Consider the following 25,927-nt stretch of genomic DNA (forward strand, 5'->3'; position numbering starts at 1 on the left):
CCAACAACATCAAAGGTCAGCGCCGCCCAGAGCCCTCTGGACGAGGTCATCGACATCCATCGTGTCGACCGCGCTACTCAGTTCTTCTTGCGGCGCCGACTCAGAACCGCTCTCCGATATCTGAGCGAGTTCGAGCAGGGTGTCCATGAGTCCGGCTTCACGGAATCGCGCGAGCGGAATTGAAACCAACGCCTCGCGTATCCGGTCCTCTTCCGAGTCGTTCCGCTCAGCCCCACCACCTTGCGGGAACATGCCCGCTTCCAGGTGCTCGGCCAGGGCGATGAGGTTCGGGTAGTCGAATGCCAAAGTGGTCGGCAGCTCCAGGCCGGTGATCGCGCCCAGCCGGTTGCGCAGCTGAACAGCCGTCAGTGAGTCGAACCCGAGCTCTGTGAACGACCGATCGTTCTCGATGGCGTCCGGGGTCGTGTGCACCAGGACCGCGGCGACGTGCTGACGCACCAGCTTGCGCAGCTGGCGCTGACGCTTCGCCGAGGGCAGCGCCTCCAGGCTTGTGCGCAGCTCGGCCGCCGCCGACTCGGTCGCCGCCGGGTCGGAAGGCGTCAGTGATGCCGTCGGCCGCTGCGTCTCTGTCAGCTCCCTCAGCAACGCTGTCGTCCGGTCCGCTCCCAGCTCGCCCGCGAGCCGCTCCCATGCGGCATCGGCCACGAGGAGGAAGGTTTCGTCCAGGTCCAGAGCACGCTGAAGCGCGGAGATGGCCAGATCCGGGTTCATCGGGGCCATGCCGCCCCGCCTCATCTGCTCTTCGAGCTCCCCGTCAACCGCCATACCGCTCCCGGCCCAGGCGCCCCAGGCGATGGAGGTCGCGGGAAGGCCATCCGCGCGCCGCTGCAACGCCAGCGCGTCGAGATAGGCATTACCCGCCGCGTAACTCCCCTGGCCCGGGCCACCCAACGTGGCGGCCGCCGAGGAGAACAACACGAACGCCGACAGGTCCATCCCGGCGGTCAACTCATGCAGATTCCGCGCCGCATCCACCTTCGGACGCAACACCCCGGCCGCCCGCTCCACCGACAAGGCATCCACCACGCCGTCATCCAGCACACCGGCCGTATGCACCACGGCAGTCAGCGGCAACTCCCGCGGAATCCCCTCCAGCACCACCGCCAGCGCCTCACGGTCCGCCGCATCACACGCCACCACCGACACCCCGGCACCCAGGCCCTCCAGCTCCGCCTTCAACTCGGCGGCACCTTCGGCGTCGAGACCGCGGCGGCTGGTCAGCACCAGGTGCTCGGCGCCACTACGGACCAGCCAGCGGGCCACCTGCCCGCCGAGCCCGCCCGTGCCACCGGTCACCAACACCGAACCACTCGAACGCCACCCATCGACACCAGTGGCCTCAAGCGCGGAAGCCCGCACCAACCGCTTGACGAACACACCGGAGCCGCGCACCGCGACCTGGTCCTCGCCGTCCGCGCCCGCCAGCACCCCGGCCAGTCGCGATACGGCGCGCTCGTCGAGCGTCTCGGGCAGGTCGACGAGCCCGCCCCAGCTCTGCGGGTGCTCCAGCGCCGCGACTCCGCCGAGGCCCCACACCTGCGCCTGTGTGGCGCTCGCGAGCCGGTCGGAACGACCCACCGACACCGCGCCCCGCGAGGCACACCACAGCCGAGCGCGCACGCCCAGCCCCGCCACGGTCTGCACCAGCCGCAGCGTCAGCGCGAGTCCGGCGGCGACCACCGGCTGCCCGGCCATCGGCTCCTCGTCCAACGCGAGCAACGACAACACCCGGACATCGGATTCGCCGTCAACCGCGGCCAGCAGTGCCCGGGCGAGCCCGTCGCGGTCCGTGCCCGCGTCCACCGCCACCGGTACGACACGGGCACCGTACTTCTCCAGCCCCTGCGTGATCGTGACGGTGAGCTCGCTGTCCGCGAGCCCGGCGGGCACCACCAGCAGCCACGCACCCGACAGCGTCCCCGCCACCACCTCCGGGACCGGCTTCCAGGAGACCCGATAACGCCAGCCGTCGACCGTGGCCCGGTCGCGCTGCTGACGGCGGTAGGAGGACAGCGCGGGCAGCAACTCGCCCAGCGAACCGCTCCCGTCGACGTCCAGCGCCTTTGCCAGTGTCTCCAGGTCCTCGCGCTCCACCGCGTCCCAGAACCGCGCGTCCACGCTGTCCACCGCGGCGGAACCACCCGGCACGGAGCCGGCCGACGCCTCCGCGCGGTCCTCCAGCCAGTAACGCCGACGCTGGAAGGGGTACGTCGGCAGGTCCACCGTCCGTGCACCGCGCCCGGCGAAGACCTGCTCCCAGCCCACCTCGACACCGTGCACATGGAGTTCGGCCAGCGCCGCCGTCAGCGCCTGAACCTCCGGGCGGTCCTTGCGCAGAACGGGTGCCACGACCGAGGCCGAAGCCCCGCCCGCGATCAGGCAGTCCTGCGTCATCGCGGACAGCACACCGTCCGGGCCCACCTCGAGGAACGAGGTCACCCCGAGCTTCTCCAGCGCCCGCACCCCGTCCGCGAACCGCACCGCCTGCCGCACATGGCGCACCCAGTACTCCGCCGAGCACACATCGTCCGTGCCCGCTGGCTCACCGGTCACATTGGAGACCAGCGCGATGGTCGGTGGGGCGAACGACAGCCCTTCGACGATCTTGCGGAAGTCGTCCAGCATCGCGTCCATACGGGGCGAGTGGAAGGCATGGCTGACCCGCAGCCGACGGGTCTTACGGCCCTCCTGATCCCACTGCCCGGCGATCTCCAGCGCCGCGGCCTCATCACCGGCGATCACCACGGCCGTCGGACCGTTGACCGCCGCGATACTCACCTCGGCCTCACGACCGGCAAGCGATCCGGCGACCTCCTCCTCGGACGCCTGCACCGCCACCATCGCGCCACCCTCCGGCAGCGCCTGCATCAACCGGCCACGGGCGGCGACCAGCGTGCACGCGTCCTGAAGCGAGAACACCCCCGCCACATGCGCGGCAGCGATCTCACCGATGGAGTGGCCGATCAGCACATCCGGGGTGACACCCCAGTGCTCCAGCAGCCGGAACAGCGCCACCTCGACGGCGAAGAGCGCGGGCTGCGTGAACGCCGTCCGGTCCAGCAGTTCGGCGTCGGCACCGCCCTCCGCCGCGAACATCACGTCCTTCAGCGGACGGTCCAGTACGACGTCCAGATGCGCGCACACCTCGTCCAGCGCACGGGCGAACACCGGGAACGCCTCGTACAACTCCCGCCCCATACCCAGGCGTTGCGCACCCTGGCCGGAGAAGAGGAACGCCGTCTTGACGGCCGTCCCGGCCACGCCCTGGAGCGCACCGGGAGCGGCTTCTCCGGATGCGACGGCCTCGAGCCCGGCGAGGAGTTCCGCACGGCTCGCGCCCGACACCACCGCGCGGTGCTCGAACATCGACCGCGTCGCCACCAGCGAGTAGCCCACATCCAGCGCGCTCGACTCGACCCGCTCCAGCAGGAACGCCCTGAGCCGCGCCGCCTGAGCCCGCAGCGCGTCCGCGCCACGAGCCGACAGCACCCACGTGGCCACGCCACTGTAGGCGTCGGAAGCCGGACTCTCCTCGGCCTCGGACCCGTCCTCGTCGACCGGCGGGGCCTGCTCGATGATGGTGTGCGCGTTGGTGCCACTCACACCGAAGGCAGAGACACCGGCCCGGCGCGGCTGCCCGGTCTCGGGCCACTCCGTGGCCTCCGTCAGCAGCCGCACCTCACCCGCCGACCAATCCACCTGCCGTGAAGGCTCGTCCACATGCAGCGTCCGCGGCAGTACGCCGTGCCGCATCGCCATCACCATCTTGATGACACCGGCGAGTCCGGACGCGGCCTGGGTGTGGCCGATGTTCGACTTCAGCGCGCCCAGCAGCAGCGGGAGACCCTCCGGCCGCTCCTGGCCGTACGTGGCCAGCAGCGCCTGCGCCTCGATCGGATCACCCAGCGACGTACCCGTACCGTGCGCCTCCACCACGTCCACATCGGCCGCCGACACTCCGGCGTTGGCGAGGGCCTGCCGGATCACCCGCTGCTGCGACGGCCCGTTGGGCGCCGTAAGGCCATTCGACGCACCGTCCTGGTTGACCGCCGAACCCCGGACGACCGCCAGCACGGGGTGGCCGTTGCGCCGGGCGTCGGACAGCCGCTCCACCAGCAGCATGCCCACGCCCTCGGACCAGCCCGTACCATCCGCGGCGTCCGCGAACGGCTTGCACCTGCCATCGGGGGCCAGCCCACGCTGACGGCTGAACTCCACGAACGCACCGGGCGACGACATCACCGAGACGCCACCGGCGAGCGCCAAATCGCATTCGCCCTGACGCAGCGCCTGCGCGGCCAGATGCAGCGCGACCAGCGACGACGAACACGCCGTGTCCACCGTCACCGCGGGTCCCTCAAGACCGAGTGTGTACGAGATACGACCGGATGCCACGCTTCCAGCGCTTCCGCTGCCGAGAGACCCCTCGAAGCCCTCGGGAACCTGCCGCAGCCGGGTGCCGTAGTCGTTGTACATCACGCCCACGAACACACCGGACCGGCTGCCCCGCTTGGTCGTGGGGTCGATACCGGCCCGCTCGAACGCCTCCCACGAGGTCTCCAGCAGCAGCCGCTGCTGCGGGTCGGTCGCCAGCGCCTCACGCGGACTCATATCGAAGAAGGCGGGGTCGAATTGGTGCGCGTCGTAGAGGAACCCACCGTTCTGGGCGTAGTAAGTGCCTTCCCGGTCGGGGTCCGGGTCGTACAGGCGCTCAAGGTCCCACCCGCGGTCGGACGGGAACTCGGACATCGCATCCGTGCCCGCCATGACCAACTGCCACAGCTCTTCGGGGGTCCGCACCCCGCCCGGGAAGCGGCAGCTCATGCTCACGATCACGATGGGGTCGCTGTCCACCGGCGTGCCCGGCACGGCTACCGCCGCCGCGCCCGCCGACGAGGCAGCGCTGTCTCCGCCCAGGATTTCGTCACGGATGTGGCCGACGAGTGCCATCGGGGTCGGATAGTCGAAAACCAGCGTGGCGGGCAGCCGCAGACCGGTCTCCGCGGTGAGCCGATTCCTGAGATCGACCCCCATCAGCGAGTCGAAGCCGAGCTCCTTGAACGGCCGTCGTGTGTTGACGGTCTCGGCGGTGGCGTGCCCGAGGGCGGCCGCGGTCTGCACGCGGACCAGCTCCAGCAACATCTGATCCTGCGATGTCTGCGGCAGACCCGCGAGGCGCCGGCGCAGTTCATCGGGAAGGCTCTCGTCCTGCTCCGATCGTGCGACACGGCGCGCTGTCACGGTGGGCACGACGTTGCGGAAGAGGGCGGGGAGTTCGGCGCCCTGCGCACGCAGCGCCGGGATGTCCAGCCGCACCGGAACTGGCACGATCTCATCCGCGACCAGAGCCGCATCGAACAGTTCGAGCCCCTCCTGGGAGGAGAGCGGCACCAGGCCGGAACGCGACACTCGGCGCAGGTCCCTCTCGCCGAGGTGTCCGGTCATGCCGCTGGCCTCGGCCCACAGACCCCACGCCATCGACACACCCGGCAACCCCTGACCCCCCCGCCACGAGGCGAGGCCGTCCAGGAACACATTCGCCGCCGCGTAGCTTCCCTGGCCCGGCCCGCCCAACGTGCCCGCCGCCGAGGAGAACAACACGAACGCCGACAGGCCCATCCCGGCCGTCAGCTCATGCAGGTTCCACGCCGCGTCCACCTTCGCCCGCAACACCGGCTCAACCCGCTCACGGGTCAACGACGTCAGCAGCCCGTCATCCAGCACACCCGCCGCATGCACCACACCGCTCAACGCGAAGCCCGCCGGCAACCCCGACAACACCCCAGCCAAAGCCTGGCGATCCGCCGCGTCACACGCCGCGATCACCACCTCAGCGCCCGCAGCCTCCAGCTCCGCCCGCAACTCCGTCGCGCCCTCGGCCTCCGCACCACGGCGAGACAGCAGCACCAGCTTCCTGACATCATGCCGGGCCACCAGATGCCGGGCCACCAAACCACCCAGAACACCCGTGCCACCGGTCACGAGCACCGCACCAGCGCCGAACACCCCCGACTCCGGAGCGTCACCCGAAGGCAGCACCCGGCCCAGGCGCGGCACCCGCACCGCACCCGACCGCACCACCACCTGCTCCTCGCCCAGAGCCAGCACCCCGGGAAGCAGACCCTCGACTCCGTCCACGTCATCGGTGTCCACCAGCACCAGACGCCCAGGATTCTCCGACTGCGCGGACCGCACCAGACCCCACACCGCAGCCCCAGCCATATCCCGCACACCATCGCCCGCATCGACAGCGCCCCGGGTCACCACCACCAACCGCTCACCCGCAAGATCCCCATCCCCCACCCACGCCTGCACCCGCTCCAGGACCTCAAGAACCCGCCCATACACCTCACTCACCACATCCGAACCACCGGAGACCACCCGCACGACCTCAGTCCCCGACGCCACCCCACCCGCCACCACAACCCCGGGCGCATCCACCCACTCCACCCGGAACAGCGCATCCCGCGCCACCCCGCCCACAGTGTTCAGCTGATCCGCGTCAACCGGCCGCAGCACCAGCGACTCGACCGACGCCACCCCACGCCCCGACTCATCCCCCACCACCACCGACACCGCATCCGACCCAGCACCCGCCGACGCCAACCGCACCCGCAGCGACGTCGCACCCACCGCCTCCAGAGCAAACCCACGCCAGGAGAACGGCAGCAAACTCCCCGAACCACCCGCCAGACCTTCACTCACACCCATCGCATGCAACGCCGCGTCGAACAACGCCGGATGCAGACCGAACCGGCCCGCCCGCTCCCGCTCACCCTCCGGGAGCTCGACCTCCGCGAACACCTCACCACCACGCCGCCACGCACGCCTCAACCCCCGGAAAACCGGCCCGTACCCCAGCCCGTACTCCGCCGCCCGCGCATACTCACCCGACACATCAACCAACTCAGCCCCCACCGGCGGCCACACACCAAAGTCGAAGGAAGCCGCGTCGGCACCTGCCATCGGCGCGAGCACACCACGGGCATGGCACGTCCATGGCGCGTCCTCGCCCTCTGCCTCCTCCCGTGAGAACACGCTCACCTCACGGAAGCCGGAAGCGTCCGCCTCCCCCGCCTCGACCTGGATCCGCACCCCACCGTGCTCGGGCAGGATCAGCGGCGCCTCGAGGACGAGTTCCTCAATCCGGCCACAGCCGACCTGGTCCCCGGCCTGCCCCACAAGCTCGACAAACGCCGTCCCCGGCAGCAGCACGACCCCGTGGACGGCGTGATCCGCCAGCCACTCATGCGTGGCCAACGACAACCGTCCATTCAGCAGCACTCCGCCACCGCTCGCCAACGACACCACCGCACCCAGCAACGGGTGCCCCAGCGAACCCAACCCCACCGAACCCACATCACCCACACCCGCGGGAACGTCAAGCCAGTACCGCTGGCGCTGGAAGGCATACGTCGGCAGCTCAATCTGCCGACCGCCCCGGTCCTCCAGCACGGTGGCCCAGTCCACCTCGGCGCCGTTCACGAATACCTCGGCGGCGGAGGTCAGGAACCGATCCAGGCCGCCCTCGTCGCGCCGCAGGGTCCCCACAACCACGGCCTGGGCATCGGCGGCCTCGACCGTCTGCTGTACGGGAAGGGTGAGCACCGGATGCGGGCTCACCTCGATAAACACACCATGCCCGGTGCCGAGCAGCGTGCGGGTAGCGGCCTCCAGCTCCACGGTCTGGCGCAGGTTGCGGTACCAGTACTCGGCGTCCAGATCGGCCGTGTCCACCAGCCCACCGAACACCGTCGAGTAGAACGGCACTTCGCAGGTACGGGGCTTCAGATCCGCCAGAACCCTCAGCAACTCCTCGCGGATCTCCTCCACATGCGCGGAGTGCGAGGCATAGTCCACCGGAACCCGGCGGACCCGGATCTCCTCACCCTCCAGCCGCGCGACCATCTCATCCAGCGCACCCGGATCACCGGACACCACAACCGAGCCGGGGCTGTTCACCGCGGCAACCGATATCGCACCGTCCCAGGCGGCGATACGCTCCCGCGCCCGGTCGACCGGCAGCCCCACCGACACCATGCCACCACGACCCGCAAGACCGGCCGCAATGGCCTGCGAGCGCAAGGCCACCACCTTCGCGGCGTCCTCCAGCGACAGCGCACCCGCCACACACGCCGCGGCGATCTCACCCTGGCTGTGGCCCATCACCGCATCCGGCTCCACACCCACCGAACGCCACAGCCTCGCCAGCGACACCATCACCGCGAACAACACCGGCTGCACCACATCCACCCGGTCAAAACCAGGCGCACCCTCGCCACCACGCAGCACGTCCGTCAACGACCAGTCCACATGAGCCGACAAAGCCGACTCACACTCACCGACCGCCTCGGCGAACACCGGCGAGGACTCCAGCAACCCCACCGCCATACCCACCCACTGCGCCCCCTGACCCGGGAACACAAACACCGAACGACCGGGAGGCGCGCTCTCGCCCACCACCACGCCCGGAAGAGCGGACTTCTCCGTGACGGCGCCCAGGCCGGACAGCAACTCGTCCCGGTCCCGGCCCACCAGCACCGCGCGGTGCTCCAGCACCGACCGAGTCATGACCAGCGACCGCGCCACATCGGCGGCGCTCAGCTCGGGGCGCTCGGCCACGAACTCCCGCAGCCGTCCGGCCTGCGCCCGCAGCCCCTCCTGGCTACGGCCCGACACCAGCCACGTCACCGGACCATCGGCGACCTCGGCCTCAGCGTCGTCGGCCGCCTCGGCCTCCGGAGCCTGCTCCAGGATCACATGCGCGTTCGTCCCGCTCACACCGAACGAGGACACACCTACCCTGCGCCGCTCACCCGTCTCCGGCCACGGGGTCGACTCGGTCAGCAGCGATACCGCCCCCGCCGACCAGTCCACATGCTCCGACGGCTCCTCCACATGCAGGGTCTTGGGCAACACACCGTGCCGCATCGCCATCACCATCTTGATGACGCCACCCACGCCCGCGGCCGCCTGTGTGTGCCCCACGTTCGACTTGAACGAGCCCAGCCACAACGGCCGGCCGGCTCCGGAGCGCTCCTTGCCGTAGGTGGCCAGCAGCGCTTGTGCCTCGATGGGGTCGCCCAGCGGTGTTCCGGTGCCGTGTGCCTCCACCGCGTCCACATCGGCCGCGGACAGGCCGGCGTTGCGCAGCGCGTCGCGGATCACCCGCTGCTGCGAGGGGCCGTTGGGCGCCGTCAGCCGGCTGCTCGCCCCGTCCTGGTTCACGGCGGCGCCCCGTACCACGGCCAGCACCTGGTGCCCGTTGCGCTGGGCGTCGGACAGCCGCTCCAGCAGCAGCACACCGGCGCCCTCGGACCATCCGGTGCCGTCGGCGGCGTTCGAGAACGACTTGCAGCGTCCGTCCACGGCGAGTCCGCGCAACCGGCTGAACTCGATGAACACCCCTGGTGTCGCCATCATGGCCACGCCACCGGCGAGCGCGAGCGAGCAGTCGCCCTTGCGGAGCGCCTGGACGGCCAGTTGGAGCGCCACGAGCGACGAGGAGCACGCGGTGTCCACGGTCATGGCGGGGCCTTCGAAGCCGAAGGTGTAGGAGATGCGGCCGGAGGCGATACTTCCAGCGCTGCCGTTGCCGAGGTGGCCTTCGAGGCCCTCCGGTATGGCCTGGATGCGGGAGCCGTAGTCGTTGTACATCACGCCGACGAACACGCCGGTGCGGCTGCCACGCGCGGACGCCGGGTCGATGCCCGCCCGCTCGAGCGCCTCCCATGAGGTCTCCAGCAGCAGCCGCTGCTGCGGGTCGGTCGCCAGCGCCTCACGCGGGCTCATACCGAAGAAGGAGGCGTCGAAGCCGTTCGCGTTGTGCAGGAACCCGCCCTCACGCGTGTAGCTCTTGCCCGGCTTCTCCGGGTCGGGGTCGTACAGGTCCTCGTCCCACCCCCGGTCCACGGGGAAGGTGGAGACCGCGTCGGTGCCCGAGGCGACCAGCTCCCACAGGTCTTCGGGCGACTCCACCCCGCCGGGATATCTGCACCCCATGCCGACGATCGCGATGGGCTCCCGGTCCCTGTCCTTGAGTTCCTTCAGCTCTAGACGAGTTTCCTGCAGGCTGGCCGTCGCGCGCTTGAGGTAGTCGCGCAGCTTGGTCTCGCTCACCGTTTCTTGTCACTCCTCTGAGCACCCCGGACAGGGGTGGAAAGCCTTCGGCCGGTAACTTCCGGGGACGGGGGCGTCCGCGTCACGAGAGCTCCTCGTCGAGGAAGTCGAAGATCTCGTCGTCGGTCGCCGACTCGAACGTGTCGGCGGCGGCGACCCCACCATTCGCCGTCTCCGCCTGCTGCCCCGCGGTCAGCTTCGCCAGGACCTGCTGCAAGCGCGAGGTGAGACGTGCCGTGGCGGCTTCGTCCGCCACCACCTCGACGATTGAGCTCTCCAGCTTCTCCAGCTCCGACAGAACCGGCAGCACCAGCGATGCGTCCGGCTCTTCCGCGACAAGCACCTGCGCCAGGTAGCCGGCCAGCGCCCTGGACGTCGTGTAGTCGAACAGCAGGGTGGCGGGGAGCCGCAGGCCGGTCACCGTGCCCAGCTGGTTGCGCAGTCCGACCGCGGTCAGCGAGTCGAAGCCGAGCTCGAGGAAGCCACGGTCAGGGGCGATCATGCGCGGGCTGTCGTGGCCCAGCGCCATGGCCGCGTGCTCCGTGACCAGTTCGAGGAGCGCCTGCTGCCGGGCGGCGGGGTTCATCGAGCCGATACGGCGACGCAGGTCGGCGGGGTTGGCACCGGAGCCGCCCGTGGACGCCTTCGCGGCGCCGCGTCGAGCCGTGGTCCGGATGATGCCCCGCAGCAGCGCCGGGATCGGCCCGTCCTGGGCTCGCCACGCCGCGGCGTTGAGCCGTGCCGGGACCACGGTGGCCGCGTCGATGCCGCAAGCGGTGTCGAACAGGGCCAGGGCCTCCTCGGAGGACATCGGGGTCACGCCTTCGCGGGCGAGGCGCCGCATATGGGCCTCGTCCAGCTTGCCGGTCATGCCGCTGCGCTCCTCCCACAGGCCCCAGGCGAGCGACTGGGCGGGAAGGCCCTCGGCCCTGCGCCGGTGGGCGAACGCGTCCAGGAAGGCGTTGGCGGCCGCGTAGTTGGCCTGGCCGGTGCCGCCGAGGGTCCCGGAGAGCGAGGAGAAGAGCACGAACGCGGACAGGTCGAGACCGGCGGTCAGCTCATGCAGATTGAGCACCGCGTCCACCTTGGGCCGCAGCACACGGTCGATCCGCTCGGGGGTGAGGGCTTCGACGACGCCATCGTCCAGCACTCCGGCGGTGTGCACCACGGCGGTGAGCGGGTGTTCGTCCGGCAGGGAGGCCAGGAGCGCGGCGAGGGAGTCGCGGTCGGCGGTGTCACAGGCGGCGACCACGGCATGGGCGCCGAGGTCCGTGAGCTCCGTCCGCAGTTCGGCCGCGCCGTCCGCGGCGAGGCCGCGGCGGCTGACCAGCACGAGGTGGCGGACGCCGTGCTCGCCGGCGAGGTGCTTGGCGACCAGGCCGCCGAGGCCGGATGCCGCCCCGGTGACCAGGACGGTGCCCTGCGGGTCCCAGGTGACGCCGGTCGTGGCCGACCGCGCGCCGCCCTGCTCGGACGCGCTGCCGCGCGCCGCTACCCGGGCCAGCCTGCCGGCCAGGACCGTGCCGTTCCGGACCACGATCTGTGGTTCGTCGGTGGTGAGCGCCGCGGGGAGGATCCGGCGCGAGCCTTCCAGGTCGTCCAGGTCGGCCAGGACGAACCGGCCGGGATTCTCGGACTGGGCCGAGCGCACCAGGCCCCAGACGGCCGCACTGGCGGGGTCGGCCACATCGGTGTCGTCGCCCGCGGCGATGGCCCCCTGGGTGAGGAACACCAGCCGGGAGGCGCCGAGGCGGTTGTCGGCCAGCCAGCTCTTGAGCAGGTCGAGGGCGTGGTGGCCGGCTTCCCGTACCGCCTGTGCCAGTTCCCGCGTCCGGCCGGTGCGGGACACGTTCGCGGCGAGTACGACGTCGGGCGCGGTCGCGCCCGCGTCGATGGCCTCGGCCAGGGCCGCGAGGTCCGGGTAGGTGTCCATGGTGACATCGGCCGATCCGAGGACGCCGGTCAGCTCGGCCTGGTCGGGTCCGACGAGCGCCCAGCGCCCGGTGGCCGCGCCGCTCGTCTCCGGGGCGGTCGGCACCCATTCGACCTGGTACAGCGACTCGTGCGGCTGGGCGGAGTTGACCTGCTCCGGGGCCACGGGCCGCAGTACGAGGGAGTCGACCGAGGCGACGAGCGCGCCGGAGGTGTCGGTGACATGCAGGGAGACCGTGTCCTCGCCGACGCTCGTCAGCCGTACGCGCAGCGCGGACGCGCCGCTTGCGTGGAGGGTCACGCCGTTCCATGAGAACGGGAGGGTGCTGCCGTCGCTGCCGGACGGCTTGAACGCCACGGTGTGCAGAGACGCGTCGAGCAGCGCTGGGTGGAGACCGTAGCGCGCGGCCTCGCCCTTCTGCGCCTCGGGCAGGTCGACCTCGGCGAAGATCTCGTCGCCACGGCGCCAGGCGGCGCGCAGCCCCTGGAAGGCCGGGCCGTAGGCGAAGCCGACGTCGATGAACCGGTCGTAGAGATCCGCCACGTCGATGGCCTTCGCCTCCACAGGCGGCCACACGGCGAAGTCGGCGGCCACGGACTCCGGTTCCGTGGTGGACGGGTCCCTGTTGAGCAGGCCGGTCGTATGACGTGTCCAGGGGTCGTCCGGCTGGGCGTCCTCGGGCCTGGAGTACAGGTTGAGCGAGCGGGCTCCGGACTCGTCGGGCTCGCCCACGGCGAGCTGGATCTGGACCGCGCCGCGCACGGGCAGGACCAACGGCATTTCGATGGTCAGTTCCTCCACCCGCTCGTAGCCCACCTGCTCGGCCGCGCGCAGGGCCAGTTCCACAAAGGCCGTGCCGGGGAAGAGAACGGTGTCCGCGAAGGCGTGGTCGGCCAGCCACGGCTGAGTGGCGCCCGACAGGCGCCCGGTGAACAGGTAGGTGTCGGTTTCGGCCAGGGCGACGGCGGCGCCGAGGAGCGGATGGTCGGGCGAGTCCAGGCCGGCCGATGTCACATCTCCACTGGTGGTCGGCGCGGCTTCGAGCCAGTAGCGCCGCCGCTGGAACGCGTAGGTGGGCAGCTCCACACGCTGGGCGCCATGCCCGGCGAACACCGCGTCCCACTTCACCGTGGCGCCGTGGACGTGGAGTTCGGCCAGCGCCATGGTCAGCGACTGAAGCTCGGGCCGATCCTTGCGCAGCACGGCTACGAGGGCGGGAGCGACCGCGCCATCGGATTCTGCGGCCGTCAGGCAGTCCTGCGCCATCGCGGTGAGCACACCGTCCGGGCCCACCTCGACGAACGAGGTCACGCCCAGGTTCTCCAGGGTCCGTACCCCGTCCGCGAACCGCACGGCCTCGCGCACATGCCGGACCCAGTACTCCGGCGAGCACACCTCGTCAGCGTCGGCCGGGGTACCGGTGACATTGGAGACCAGGGAGATGGTCGGCGGGGCGAACAACAGCCCCTCGACGACCTTACGGAAGTCACCGAGCACACCGTCCATGCGCGGGGAGTGGAAGGCGTGGCTGACCCGCAGGCGGCGTGTCTTACGGCCCTCTCGCTCCCACTGTCCGGCGATCTCCAGCACGGCGGGCTCGTCGCCCGCGATGACCACGGCCGTGGGGCCGTTGACGGCCGCGATGCTCACCTCGGCCTCACGACCGGCCAGCGACGCGGCGACCTCCTCCTCGGGCGCCTGGACGGCCACCATCGCGCCGCCTTCGGGCAGCGCCTGCATCAGCCGGCCACGGGCCGCCACCAGGGCGCACGCGTCCTCCAGGGAAAACACCCCGGCCACGTGGGCGGCGGCGATCTCACCGATGGAGTGGCCGATCAGCACATCCGGGGTGATGCCCCAGTGCTCCAGCAGCCGGAACAGCGCCACTTCGATGGCGAAGAGCGCGGGCTGGGTGAACGCCGTCTGGTTCAGCAGTTCGGCGTCGGCACTGCCCTCGGCCGCGAACATCACCTCGGTCAGCGGACGGTCGAGCAGCATATCGAGATACGCGCACACCTCGTCCAGCGCCTGGGCGAACACCGGGAAGGCGTCGTACAACTCCCGGCCCATGCCGAGCCGCTGCGCACCCTGGCCCGAGAACAGGAACGCCGTCTTGTGCTCGGCCCGTGCCACGCCCTGGATCAGCGTGGCCGCGTTCCTGCTCTCCGCCAGCGCTGCGAGCCCGGAGCGGAACTGCGCTGGGTCCTCCGCGACCACAGCAGCGCGGTAGGGCAGGGCGGAACGGGTGGTCGCCAGCGAATAGCCGATGTCGGCGACGTCACCGACGTCCGCGGTGCGCACACCGTCGAACTCGCGCAGCCGCCCGGCCTGAGCGCTCAGCGCATCGGCGTTGCTGCCGGAGAGCAGCCAGGGAACCACCGTGATACCGGCCGGCGAACCGGTGGCATCGCCACCCGTCTCCGGCGACGGCGACTCAACGGGGTCGGCCGCCTCGATGATCGTGTGCGCGTTGGTGCCGCTGATCCCGAAGGACGACACGGCCGCCCGGCGCGGGCGGTCCGTCTCCGGCCACGCGGTCGCCTCGTTCAGCAGCGACACGGCGCCGCTGGTCCAGTCGATATGCGGGGAGGGCTCATCCGCGTGGAGGGTCTTGGGAAGGACGCCCTCGCGCATGGCCATCACCATCTTGATGACACCCGCGACACCGGCGGCGGCCTGCGTGTGCCCGATGTTCGACTTGATGGAACCCAGCCACAGCGGCTGGTCCTCGGACTTCTCCTTGCCGTAGGTGGCCAGCAGCGCCTGCGCCTCGATCGGGTCACCCAGCGAGGTACCCGTGCCATGGGCCTCGACCGCGTCCACATCGGCGGCCGACAGACCCGCGTTCTCAAGAGCCTTGCCGATCACACGCTGCTGCGACGGGCCGTTGGGCGCCGTAAGACCGTTGGAAGCGCCGTCCTGGTTGATCGCCGAACCCCGGACGACGGCCAGCACCTTGTGGCCGCGGCGCCGGGCGTCCGACAACCGCTCCACAAGGAGCATGCCCACGCCCTCGGACCAGCCGGTGCCATCGGCCTCGGCGGAGAACGCCTTGCACCGTCCGTCCGGCGACAGCACACGCTGGGCGCTGAACTCGATGAACGTGCCCGGTGTGGCCATGATCGTCACACCGCCGGCCAGCGCCATGTCGCACTCGCCCTGGCGCAGCGACTGGCAGGCCATGTGCAGGGCGACCAGCGACGACGAACACGCGGTGTCCACCGTGACGGCCGGGCCCTCGAAGCCGAAGGTGTAGGAGAGACGGCCGGAGGCGACGCTGGACGCGCTGCCGAGTCCGAGATAGCCCTGCACACCGTCCGGCGCGCTGATCGCCCGGCCGCTGTAGTCCTGATAGTTCGAGCCGATGAAGACACCGGCCTGGCTGCCGCGCAACGCCGCCGGGTCGATGCCGGCCCGCTCGAACGCCTCCCAGGACGTCTCAAGGAGCAGCCGCTGCTGGGGGTCCATGGCCAGGGCCTCACGCGGTGAGATACCGAAGAAGTCCGGGTCGAAGTCGGCGACGTTGTCCAGGAATCCGCCGGTGAGCGCGTAGGTCTTGCCCGGCTTGTCAGGGTCGGGGTCGTAGAGCCCCTCGAGGTCCCAGCCACGGTCGTCGGGGAATCCGGAGATCGTGTCGACTCCGGCGTTCACCACATCCCACAGCTGCTCAGGGGTCCGTACGCCGCCCGGGAAGCGGCAGCTCATCGCCACGATCGCGATGGGCTCGTCGAACGAGTCCGATCGGGTCGGCGTGATCTCGGCGGCGCCACCTTCCTCGGTACCGAACATCTCGCCGTTCAGGAACCGCGCCAGCACCGTGGGCGTGGGGTAGTCGAAGACCAGACTGACCGGCAGCCGCAGCCCGGTCGCCGCGCCGATCCGATTGCGCAGTTCGACGGCGGTCAGCGAGTCGAATCCGAGGTCGCGGAAGGCACGGTCCGAGGCGACCGCGTCCGCGCTGTCGTGAGCGAGGACATCGGCGGCCTGGGCACGCACCAGATCGCGCAGCGCGGCTTCGCGCTTCTCCCGGGGCAGAGCTTCCAGCCGGTCGTGAAGTTCCGCCCGCCCGCGGTCGGCGCTGCCCGGCGTGGACTGCTTCCCCGTGGCCGTGGTCCGCGCGCTGCGCAACTCGCGGAAGAGGGGGGTGTCGAAAGAGTCCGCTTCGAAACGTGTCCAGTCGATGTCCGCGACGGCGAGGAACGTCTCATCGTGGTCCAACGCCTGGTGCAGCGCCGAAATCGCCAGCTCGGGGGACATGGCCAGCATCCCCGAGCGGCTCATCTGCTCTTCGAGCTCCCCGTCAACCGCCATACCGCTCCCGGCCCAGGCGCCCCAGGCGATGGAGGTGGCCGGAAGGCCATCCGCGCGCCGCTGCAACGCCAGCGCGTCGAGATAGGCGTTACCCGCCGCGTAACTCCCCTGGCCCGGGCCACCCAACGTGCCCGCCGCCGAGGAGAACAACACGAACGCCGACAGATCCATCCCCGCGGTCAACTCATGCAGATTCCGCGCCGCATCCACCTTCGGACGCAACACCCCGGCCGCCCGCTCCACCGTCAGGGCATCCACCACGCCGTCGTCCAGCACACCGGCCGTATGCACCACGGCAGTCAGCGGCAACTCCCGCGGAATCCCCTCCAGCACCACCGCCAGCGCCTCACGGTCCGCCGCATCACACGCCACCACCGTCACCCGGACACCCAGGCCCTCCAACTCCGCCTTCAACTCGACGGCGCCTTCGGCCTCCATCCCCCGACGGCTGGTCAGCACCAGATGCTCAGCACCCGTACGCGCCAGCCAACGAGCCACATGGCCACCCAGCGCACCCGTACCACCCGTCACCAACACCGAACCCCGGCTCTGCCAGGGCCCGCGGCCCTCCACGTCCTCAGCCGCCGTGGCCCGCACCATGCGCTTGGCGAACACCCCCGAACCACGCACCGCGACCTGGTCCTCACCCTCCACACCCGCCAGCACCCCGACCAGACGGACCGCCGCACGGCCGTCCATGGTCTCGGGCAAGTCCACAACACCGCCCCAGCGCTGGGGATACTCCGCCCCCACGATCCGGCCCAGACCCCACACCATCGACTGCACCGGGCTCACCAGCCGATCGGAACGACCCACCGACACCGCACCCCGGGTACCACACCACAGCGGAGCCACCACACCCGCATCACCCAGCCCCTGAACCAGCCCCACCAACGCGGCAAGACCGCCCGGCACCACACCGAACGTCGGATGCCCGGCCTCGTCCAGCGCCAGCAGCGAGAACACACCCGCCACGCCCGACGGCTCCACCGCCGCACCGCCAAGCGCCACACGCAGCCGCTCCGCGACCGCCTCGCGGTCATCCGCCGCCCCGACGACCACGGAGACGACATGCGCACCACGGCCGGTCAAGCCATCCAGCACGGCGGCAGCCAGAGCCTCGTCACCACAGGCTTCCGAAACGACCACGAGCCAGGTGCCCGAGAGCGTCGACTCGGACGCGGATGCCAGTGGCTTCCAGACCGCCTTGTAACGCCAGCTGTCCACCGTGTTCTGCTCACGCCGCTGACGACGCCACGACGACAACGCCGGAAGCAACGCCGTCAACGACGACTGCGCCTCCTCACCCTCCACCTCCAGCGTCCGCGCCAGCGCCTCCAGATCCTCGCGCTCCACCGCCTCCCAGAAACGCGCGTCCACCGCGTCCGCGCCCAGAGCGTCGACGGTGGCCGCCACCTCAGCAGCCGAGACGGCGTCCAGCCAGTACCGCTGCCGCTGGAAGGCGTACGTCGGCAGCTCGACCCGGCGGGCGCCACGGCCCTCCAGGGTGACGGCCCAGTCGACCTTGGTGCCACGCGCGAATACCTCGGCGGCGGAGGTCAGGAACCGATCCAGGCCGCCCTCGTCGCGCCGCAAGGTCCCCACAACCACGGCCTGGGCATCGGCGGCCTCGACCGTCTGCTGTACGGGAAGGGTGAGCACCGGATGCGGGCTCACCTCGATAAACACACCATGCCCGGTGCCGAGCAGCGTGCGGGTAGCGGCCTCCAGCTCCACGGTCTGGCGCAGGTTGCGGTACCAGTACTCGGCGTCCAGATCGGCCGTGTCCACCAGCCCACCGAACACCGTCGAGTAGAACGGCACTTCGCAGGTACGGGGCTTCAGATCCGCCAGAACCCTCAGCAACTCCTCGCGGATCTCCTCCACATGCGCGGAGTGCGAGGCATAGTCCACCGGAACCCGGCGGACCCGGATCTCCTCACCCTCCAGCCGCGCGACCATCTCATCCAGCGCACCCGGATCACCGGACACCACAACCGAGCCGGGGCTGTTCACCGCGGCAACCGATATCGCACCGTCCCAGGCGGCGATACGCTCCCGCGCCCGGTCGACCGGCAGCCCCACCGACACCATGCCACCACGACCCGCAAGACCGGCCGCAATGGCCTGCGAGCGCAAGGCCACCACCTTCGCGGCGTCCTCCAGCGACAGCGCACCCGCCACACACGCCGCGGCAATCTCACCCTGGCTGTGACCCATCACCGCATCCGGCTCCACACCCACCGAACGCCACAGCCTCGCCAGCGACACCATCACCGCGAACAACACCGGCTGCACCACATCCACCCGGTCAAAACCAGGCGCACCCTCGCCACCACGCAGCACGTCCGTCAACGACCAGTCCACATGAGCCGACAAAGCCGACTCACACTCACCGACCGCCTCGGCGAACACCGGCGAGGACTCCAGCAACCCCACCGCCATACCCACCCACTGCGCCCCCTGACCCGGGAACACAAACACCGAACGACCACGCACATCGGCCACACCACGAGTCACACCCGAGGCCACCTCGTCGCCGGCCAACGCACCCAACCGCGCCAGAAGCTCCTCACGGCCGGCACCCGTCACCACCCCACGGTGCTCGAACACCGAACGCGACGACGCCAACGAGAACGCCACATCGGCGGCGCCCAGCTCGGGGCGCTCGGCCACGAACTCCCGCAGCCGCCCTGCCTGCGCCCGCAGCCCCTCCTGGCTACGGCCCGACACCAGCCACGCCACCGGACCATCGGCGACCTCGGCCTCAGCGTCGTCGGTCGCCTCGGCCTCCGGCGCCTGCTCCAGGATCGCGTGCGAGTTGGTCCCGCTCACGCCGAAGGACGACACGCCGGCGCGGCGCGGGTGGCCCGACTCCGGCCAGGCTGTGGCCTCGGTGAGCAGCGCGATGTCGCCCGCTGACCAGTCCACGTGTTGTGACGGCTCATCGATGTGCAGCGTCTTCGGCAGTACGCCGTGCCGCATCGCCATCACCATCTTGATGACACCAGCCACACCGGCCGCCGCTTGCGAATGGCCGATGTTCGACTTCACCGATCCGAGCCACAGGGGCTGGTCCGCGGGCCGGTCCTGGCCGTACGTGGCCAGCAGGGCCTGCGCCTCGATCGGGTCACCCAGCGACGTACCCGTACCGTGCGCCTCCACCGCGTCGACCTCGGCGCCCGACAGACGGGCGGTCTTGAGCGCCGCGCGGATCACCCGCTGCTGCGACGGTCCGTTCGGGGCGGTCAGGCCGTTGGACGCACCGTCCTGGTTGACCGCCGAGCCCCGGACGAGGGCCAGCACCTCGTGGCCGTTGCGCCGGGCGTCCGACAGCCGTTCGACGAGCAGCAGCCCGACGCCTTCGGCGAATCCGAATCCGTCTGCGTCATTGCTGAACGCCTTGCACTTGCCATCGGCGGACAGCGCGCGCTGACGGCTGAAGTCCACCAGCCCGGCCTGTGTGGACATCACCGTCGCGCCACCGGCGAGCGCCAAGTCGCATTCGCCCTGGCGCAGCGCCTGGACCGCGAGGTGCAGCGCGACCAGCGACGACGAGCACGCGGTGTCCACCGTCACGGCGGGCCCTTCCAGGCCCAAGGTGTAGGAGATCCGGCCCGAGGCCACGCTGCCCGCGCTGCCGGTGCCGAGATAGCCCTCAAAGCCTTCGGGGGCGTTCCCTTGTAGCCGGGTGCCGTAGTCGTTGTACACAACGCCGACGAAGACTCCGGTCCGGCTTCCCTTCGCCGACTCGGGGTCGATACCGGCCCGCTCGAACGCCTCCCACGAGGTTTCCAGCAGGAGCCGCTGCTGCGGGTCCATCGAGAGCGCCTCACGCGGCGAGATCCCGAAGAACGCCGGGTCGAACTGGTCCGCGTCGTAGAGGAAGCCACCGTTGCGGGCGTAGTACGTGCCCTCGCGCGCGGGGTCCGGGTCGTACGTCGTCTCGAGGTCCCAGCCGCGGTTGGACGGGAGCGAGGCGGTGGCGTCGGTACCACCCATCACCAGGTGCCAGAGTTCCTCGGGCGTCCGCACCCCACCGGGGAAACGGCAGCTCATGGCGACGATCGCGATCGGGTCGTCGTCCGTGTGTGCCGGGGTGTTGGCGGATCCGCCCGCCGCCGGCGCCGCGATGGCCGTGTCCTGCGCCCCGAGGATCTCCGAGCGCAGATAGCCCGCCAGTACGGTCGGGTTCGGGTAGTCGAAGACAAGCGTGGCCGGGAGGCGCAGACCCGTTTCCGCACTCAGACGGTTCCGCAGTTCCACGGCGGTGAGCGAGTCGAAGCCCAGTTCCTTGAAGGGCCGTCCCACCTCGACAGTGTCCGACTTCGCGTGTCCCAAGGCGGCGGCCGCCTGGACGCGGATCAGCTCCTCGAGCAGGAACTGCTCCTGATCCGCCTCGGACATGCCGGCCAGTCGCCGCCGCAGACGAGCGGCGATGTCGTCCACGTCCGCGGCTCCGGCGCCCACGACGCGCCGGACCGTCATCCCCGGCACGACGTTGCGGAAGAGGGCGGGGAGTTCGGCGCCCTGCGCACGCAGCGCCGGGATGTCCAGCCGGAAGAGAACCGGAACAACCGCAGCCGAGATCAGAGCCGCGTCGAACAGCTCAAGCCCCTCGTCCGTGGCCAGTGGTACCAGGCCCGAGCGGGATATCCGCTGGACGTCGTCCTCGCCGAGGTGTCCGGTCATGCCGCTGGCCTCGGCCCACAGACCCCACGCCATCGACACACCCGGCAACCCCTGACCCCGCCGCCACGAGGCGAGGCCGTCCAGGAACACATTCGCCGCCGCGTAGCTTCCCTGGCCCGGCCCGCCCAACGTGCCCGTCGCCGAGGAGAACAGCACGAACGCCGACAGGTCCAGCCCCTCGGTCAGCTCATGCAGGTTCCACGCCGCGTCCACCTTCGCCCGCAACACCGGCTCAACCCGCTCACGGGTCAACGACGTCAGCAGCCCGTCATCCAGCACACCCGCCGCATGCACCACACCGCTCAACGCGAAGCCCGCCGGCAACCCCGACAACACCCCAGCCAAAGCCTGGCGATCCGCCGCGTCACACGCCGCGATCACCACCTCAGCGCCCGCAGCCTCCAGCTCCGCCCGCAACTCCGTCGCGCCCTCGGCCTCCGCACCACGGCGAGACAGCAGCACCAGCTTCCTGACATCATGCCGGGCCACCAGATGCCGGGCCACCAAACCACCCAGAACACCCGTGCCGCCCGTCACCAGCACCGCACCGAAGCCAAACGCCCCCGACTCCGACGGATCCGGCGCCGGCACCCGGCCCAGGCGCGGCACCCGCACCGCACCCGACCGCACCACCACCTGCTCCTCGCCCAGAGCCAGCACCCCGGGAAGCAGACCGTCGACACCATCCACGTCATCGGTGTCCACCAGCACCAGACGCCCAGGATTCTCCGACTGCGCGGACCGCACCAGACCCCACACCGCAGCCCCAGCCATATCCCGCACACCATCGCCCGCATCGACAGCGCCCCGGGTCACCACCACCAACCGCTCACCCGCAAGATCCCCATCCCCCACCCACGCCTGCACCCGCTCCAGGACCTCAAGAACCCGCCCATACACCTCACTCACCACATCCGAACCACCGGAGACCACCCGCACGACCTCGATCCCCGACACCACCCCACCCGCCACCACAACCCCGGGCGCATCCACCCACTCCACCCGGAACAGCGCATCCCGCGCCACCCCGCCCACAGTGTTCAGCTGATCCGCGTCAACCGGCCGCAGCACCAGCGACTCGACCGACGCCACCCCACGCCCCGACTCATCCCCCACCACCACCGACACCGCATCCGACCCAGCACCCGCCGACGCCAACCGCACCCGCAGCGACGTCGCACCCACCGCCTCCAGAGCAAACCCACGCCAGGAGAACGGCAGCAAACTCCCCGAACCACCCGCCAGACCTTCACTCACACCCATCGCATGCAACGCCGCGTCGAACAACGCCGGATGCAGACCGAACCGGCCCGCCCGCTCCCGCTCACCCTCCGGGAGCTCGACCTCCGCGAACACCTCACCACCACGCCGCCACGCACGCCTCAACCCCCGGAAAACCGGCCCGTACCCCAGCCCGTACTCCGCCGCCCGCGCATACTCACCCGACACATCAACCAACTCAGCCCCCACCGGCGGCCACACACCAAAGTCGAACCGGGCCTCGGAGCCGGGCGCGGCCGAACCCAGCAGACCGTGGGCATGCCGCGTCCAGGCGGCACCCTCACCCTCCGCTTCCTCCCGCGAGAACACACTCACCTCGCGGAAGCCAGAAGCATCCGCCTCCTCCACCTCAACCTGAAGGTGCACCCCGCCCTTCTCGGGCACGATCAGCGGCGCTTCCAGGATCAGTTCCTCAACCCGACCACAGCCGACCTGATCGCCCGCCAGTACCACCAGCTCCACGAACGCCGTCCCGGGCAGCAGCATCACCCCGTGGACGGCGTGATCCGCCAGCCACTCATGCGTGGCCAACGACAACCGTCCGCTCAGCAGCACTCCGCCACCACTGGCCAACGACACCACCGCACCCAACAACGGGTGCCCCAGCGAGCCCAACCCCACCGAACCCACATCGCCCACACCCGCGGGAACGTCAAGCCAGAAGCGCTCCCGCTGGAAGGGGTAGGTCGGCAGGTCGATCTGGCGAGCGCCGTGTCCGGCGAACACCTTCCGCCAGTCAACGCTTGCCCCGCTGACATAAAGCTCAGCTGCGGAGGTCAGGAACCGCTCGGGTCCGCCCTCGTCCCGCCGCAGCGTGCCGACGACCACGGCCTGCGCCTCGGCGGCCTCCACGGTCTGCTGCACCGGCAGGGTCAATACCGGATGCGGGCTCACCTCGATGAACACGGTGTGGCCCTCATCGAGCAGGAGGCGAGTCGTGGACTCCAGCTCCACCGTCTGCCGCAGATTCCGGTACCAGTACCCCGCGTCCAGAGCGGCCGTGTCCACCAGCTCACCGGACACCGTCGAATAGAACGGCACCTCCGATGAGCGCGGCGCGATGTCCGCCAGTACCTTCAGCAGTTTCTCGCGGATCTCCTCCACATGCGCGGAGTGCGAGGCGTAGTCCACCGGAACCCGGCGAACCCGCACCTCCTGACCCTCAAGCTCCGCGACCATCTCGTCCAGCGCGCCCGGGTCACCGGACACCACAACCGAACCGGGGCTGTTCACCGCCGCAACCGAGATCACACCACCCCACCGGGCGATGCGCTCCCGCGCCTGGTCGACCGGCAGCCCGACCGACACCATGCCGCCACGACCCGCAAGACCGGCAGCAATGGCCTGCGAGCGCAAGGTCACCACCTTCGCGGCGTCCTCCAGCGACAACGCACCCGCCACACACGCCGCGGCAATCTCGCCCTGGCTGTGCCCCATCACCGCGTCCGGCTCCACACCCACCGAACGCCACAACCGCGCCAGGGACACCATCACCGCGAACAACACCGGCTGCACCACATCCACCCGGTCAAAACCAGGCGCACCCTCAGCACCGCGCAGCACGTCCGTCAACGACCAGTCCACATAAGCCGACAAAGCCGACTCACACTCACCGATCGCCTCGGCGAACACCGGCGAGGACTCCAGCAGCTCCACCGCCATATCGAGCCACTGCGCCCCCTGACCCGGGAACACAAAGACCGAGCGACCAGGTGTTTCGGCGTCCTTCCCCCAGACCACACCGGGGAGCTTCGCCCCCTCGGCCACCGCCTCCAGGCGCTCGAGGAGCTCCTCACGGCTGGTCCCGGTCACCACGGCGCGCTGCTCGAACGCGAACCTGGTCGTCGCCAGGGAGAGCGCCACATCGGCGGCGCCCAGCTCCGGACGCTCCGCCACGAACTCCCGCAGCCGGCCGGCCTGCGCCCGCAACGCGGTGTCGCTCTTGCCCGACATCACCCAGGCCACCGGACCCGCGACGCCGCCGTCGGCAGGCTCCTCGGCAGCCTCGGCCTCGGCCGCCTCAGCCTCCGGAGCCTGCTCCAGGATCACATGCGCGTTCGTCCCGCTCACGCCGAACGAGGACACACCGACCCTGCGCGGCTCGCCTGTTTCCGGCCACGGCCTGGACTCGGTCAGCAGCTCGATCTCGCCCTCGGACCAGTCCACGTGGCTCGACGGGGCGTCGACATGCAGTGTCTTCGGCAGCACGCCGTGCCGCATCGCCATCACCATCTTGATGACGCCGGCCACACCGGCAGCGGCCTGTGTGTGACCGAGGTTCGACTTCAGCGAGCCCAACCACAGCGGCCGTCCCTCCGGCCGGTCCTGCCCGTAGGTGGCAAGGAGCGCCTGCGCCTCGATCGGGTCACCCAGCGACGTGCCCGTACCGTGCGCCTCGACCGCGTCAATCTGGCTGGTGGTCAGCTCGCAGTTCTCGAGGGCCTGCCGGATCACGCGGCGCTGAGAGGGGCCGTTGGGGGCCGTCAGGCCGTTGCTCGCGCCGTCCTGGTTCACGGCGGAGCCGCGCACCACCGCCAGGATCTGGTGCCCGTTGCGCCGCGCGTCGGACAGCCGTTCCACCAGCAGCACACCGATGCCCTCGGACCATGTGGTGCCGTCGGCAGCGTCGGCGAACGCCTTGCACCGGCCGTCGGCGGCCAGTCCACGCTGGCGGCTGAAGGTGACGAAGCCCTTGGGGCTCACCATGACCGTCGCACCGCCGACCAGCGCCATGGAACACTCGCCCTGACGCAGCGCCTGCGCGGCCAGGTGCAGGGCGACCAGCGCCGATGAGCAGGCGGTGTCCACCGTCAGCGCGGGGCCTTCGAAACCGAAGGTGTAGGAGACACGGCCCGAGGCGATGCTGGTGGTGGCGCCGTTGTGGAGGTACGGCTCGATCTCGTCCGGAATCTGCGCGGCCTCGGAAGCGTAAGTGGTGTGCATGGCGCCGGTGAAGACGCCTGTCTGGCTGCCACGCAACGACGCGGGGTCGATGCCCGCCCGCTCCATGACCTCCCACGACGTCTCAAGCAGCAGCCGCTGCTGCGGGTCCATGGCCAGGGCCTCGCGGGGCGGGATGCCGAAGAACGCGGAGTCGAATTGATCCGCGTCGTGGAGGAAGCCGCCTTCGCGAACGTAACTGGTACCCGGATGCTCCGGATCCGGATTGTAGATCCCCTCCACGTCCCAGCCGCGGTTTGTCGGGAAGGGCGAGATGGCGTCCGATCCATCGGCGACCAGGCGCCACAGCGCCTCGGGGGAATTCACTCCACCCGGAAATCGACAGGCCATACCGATGATGGCAATGGGCTCGGTGGCCGAACTGATCAGCTGGCGGTTCTGACGCCGGAGCCGCTCGATTTCCTTGAACGACTTGCGCAGCGCTTCAACGGCTTTGTTCTGGTTGGATGCAGCAGGCATCAGAAACTCCACACTTGACGCGTCGTTCGCTGGAAGAGCGCAACGGACCTGAAAGTTACGAAAACACGCATTGCCAGACGGACACCGGCCACATTAGCTCTGGTTTCGTAAGGGAAACCCTAGAAACCCACTCAGGCATGGTTGACACCT

The 25,927-nt window shown here is 70.3% G+C and carries 2 protein-coding genes; both read right to left on the reverse strand.

The genetic code is table 11. The annotated features are described in order from the left end of the window. Positions 1-9: 9 nt before the first annotated feature. Complete coding sequence (locus AC0KTA_RS02375) at positions 10-10,140, reverse strand: type I polyketide synthase (protein WP_481053394.1); 10,131 nt, start codon at positions 10,138-10,140, stop codon at positions 10-12. An 82-nt stretch (positions 10,141-10,222) separates the two neighbouring features. After that, positions 10,223-25,777 carry a type I polyketide synthase gene (locus AC0KTA_RS02380; protein ID WP_481053395.1) on the reverse strand — a complete coding sequence of 5,185 codons (15,555 nt, stop codon included), beginning with the start codon at positions 25,775-25,777 and terminating at the stop codon, positions 10,223-10,225. Positions 25,778-25,927 lie beyond the last annotated feature (150 nt).

Source organism: Streptomyces sp. Y309 (assembly GCF_056712025.1).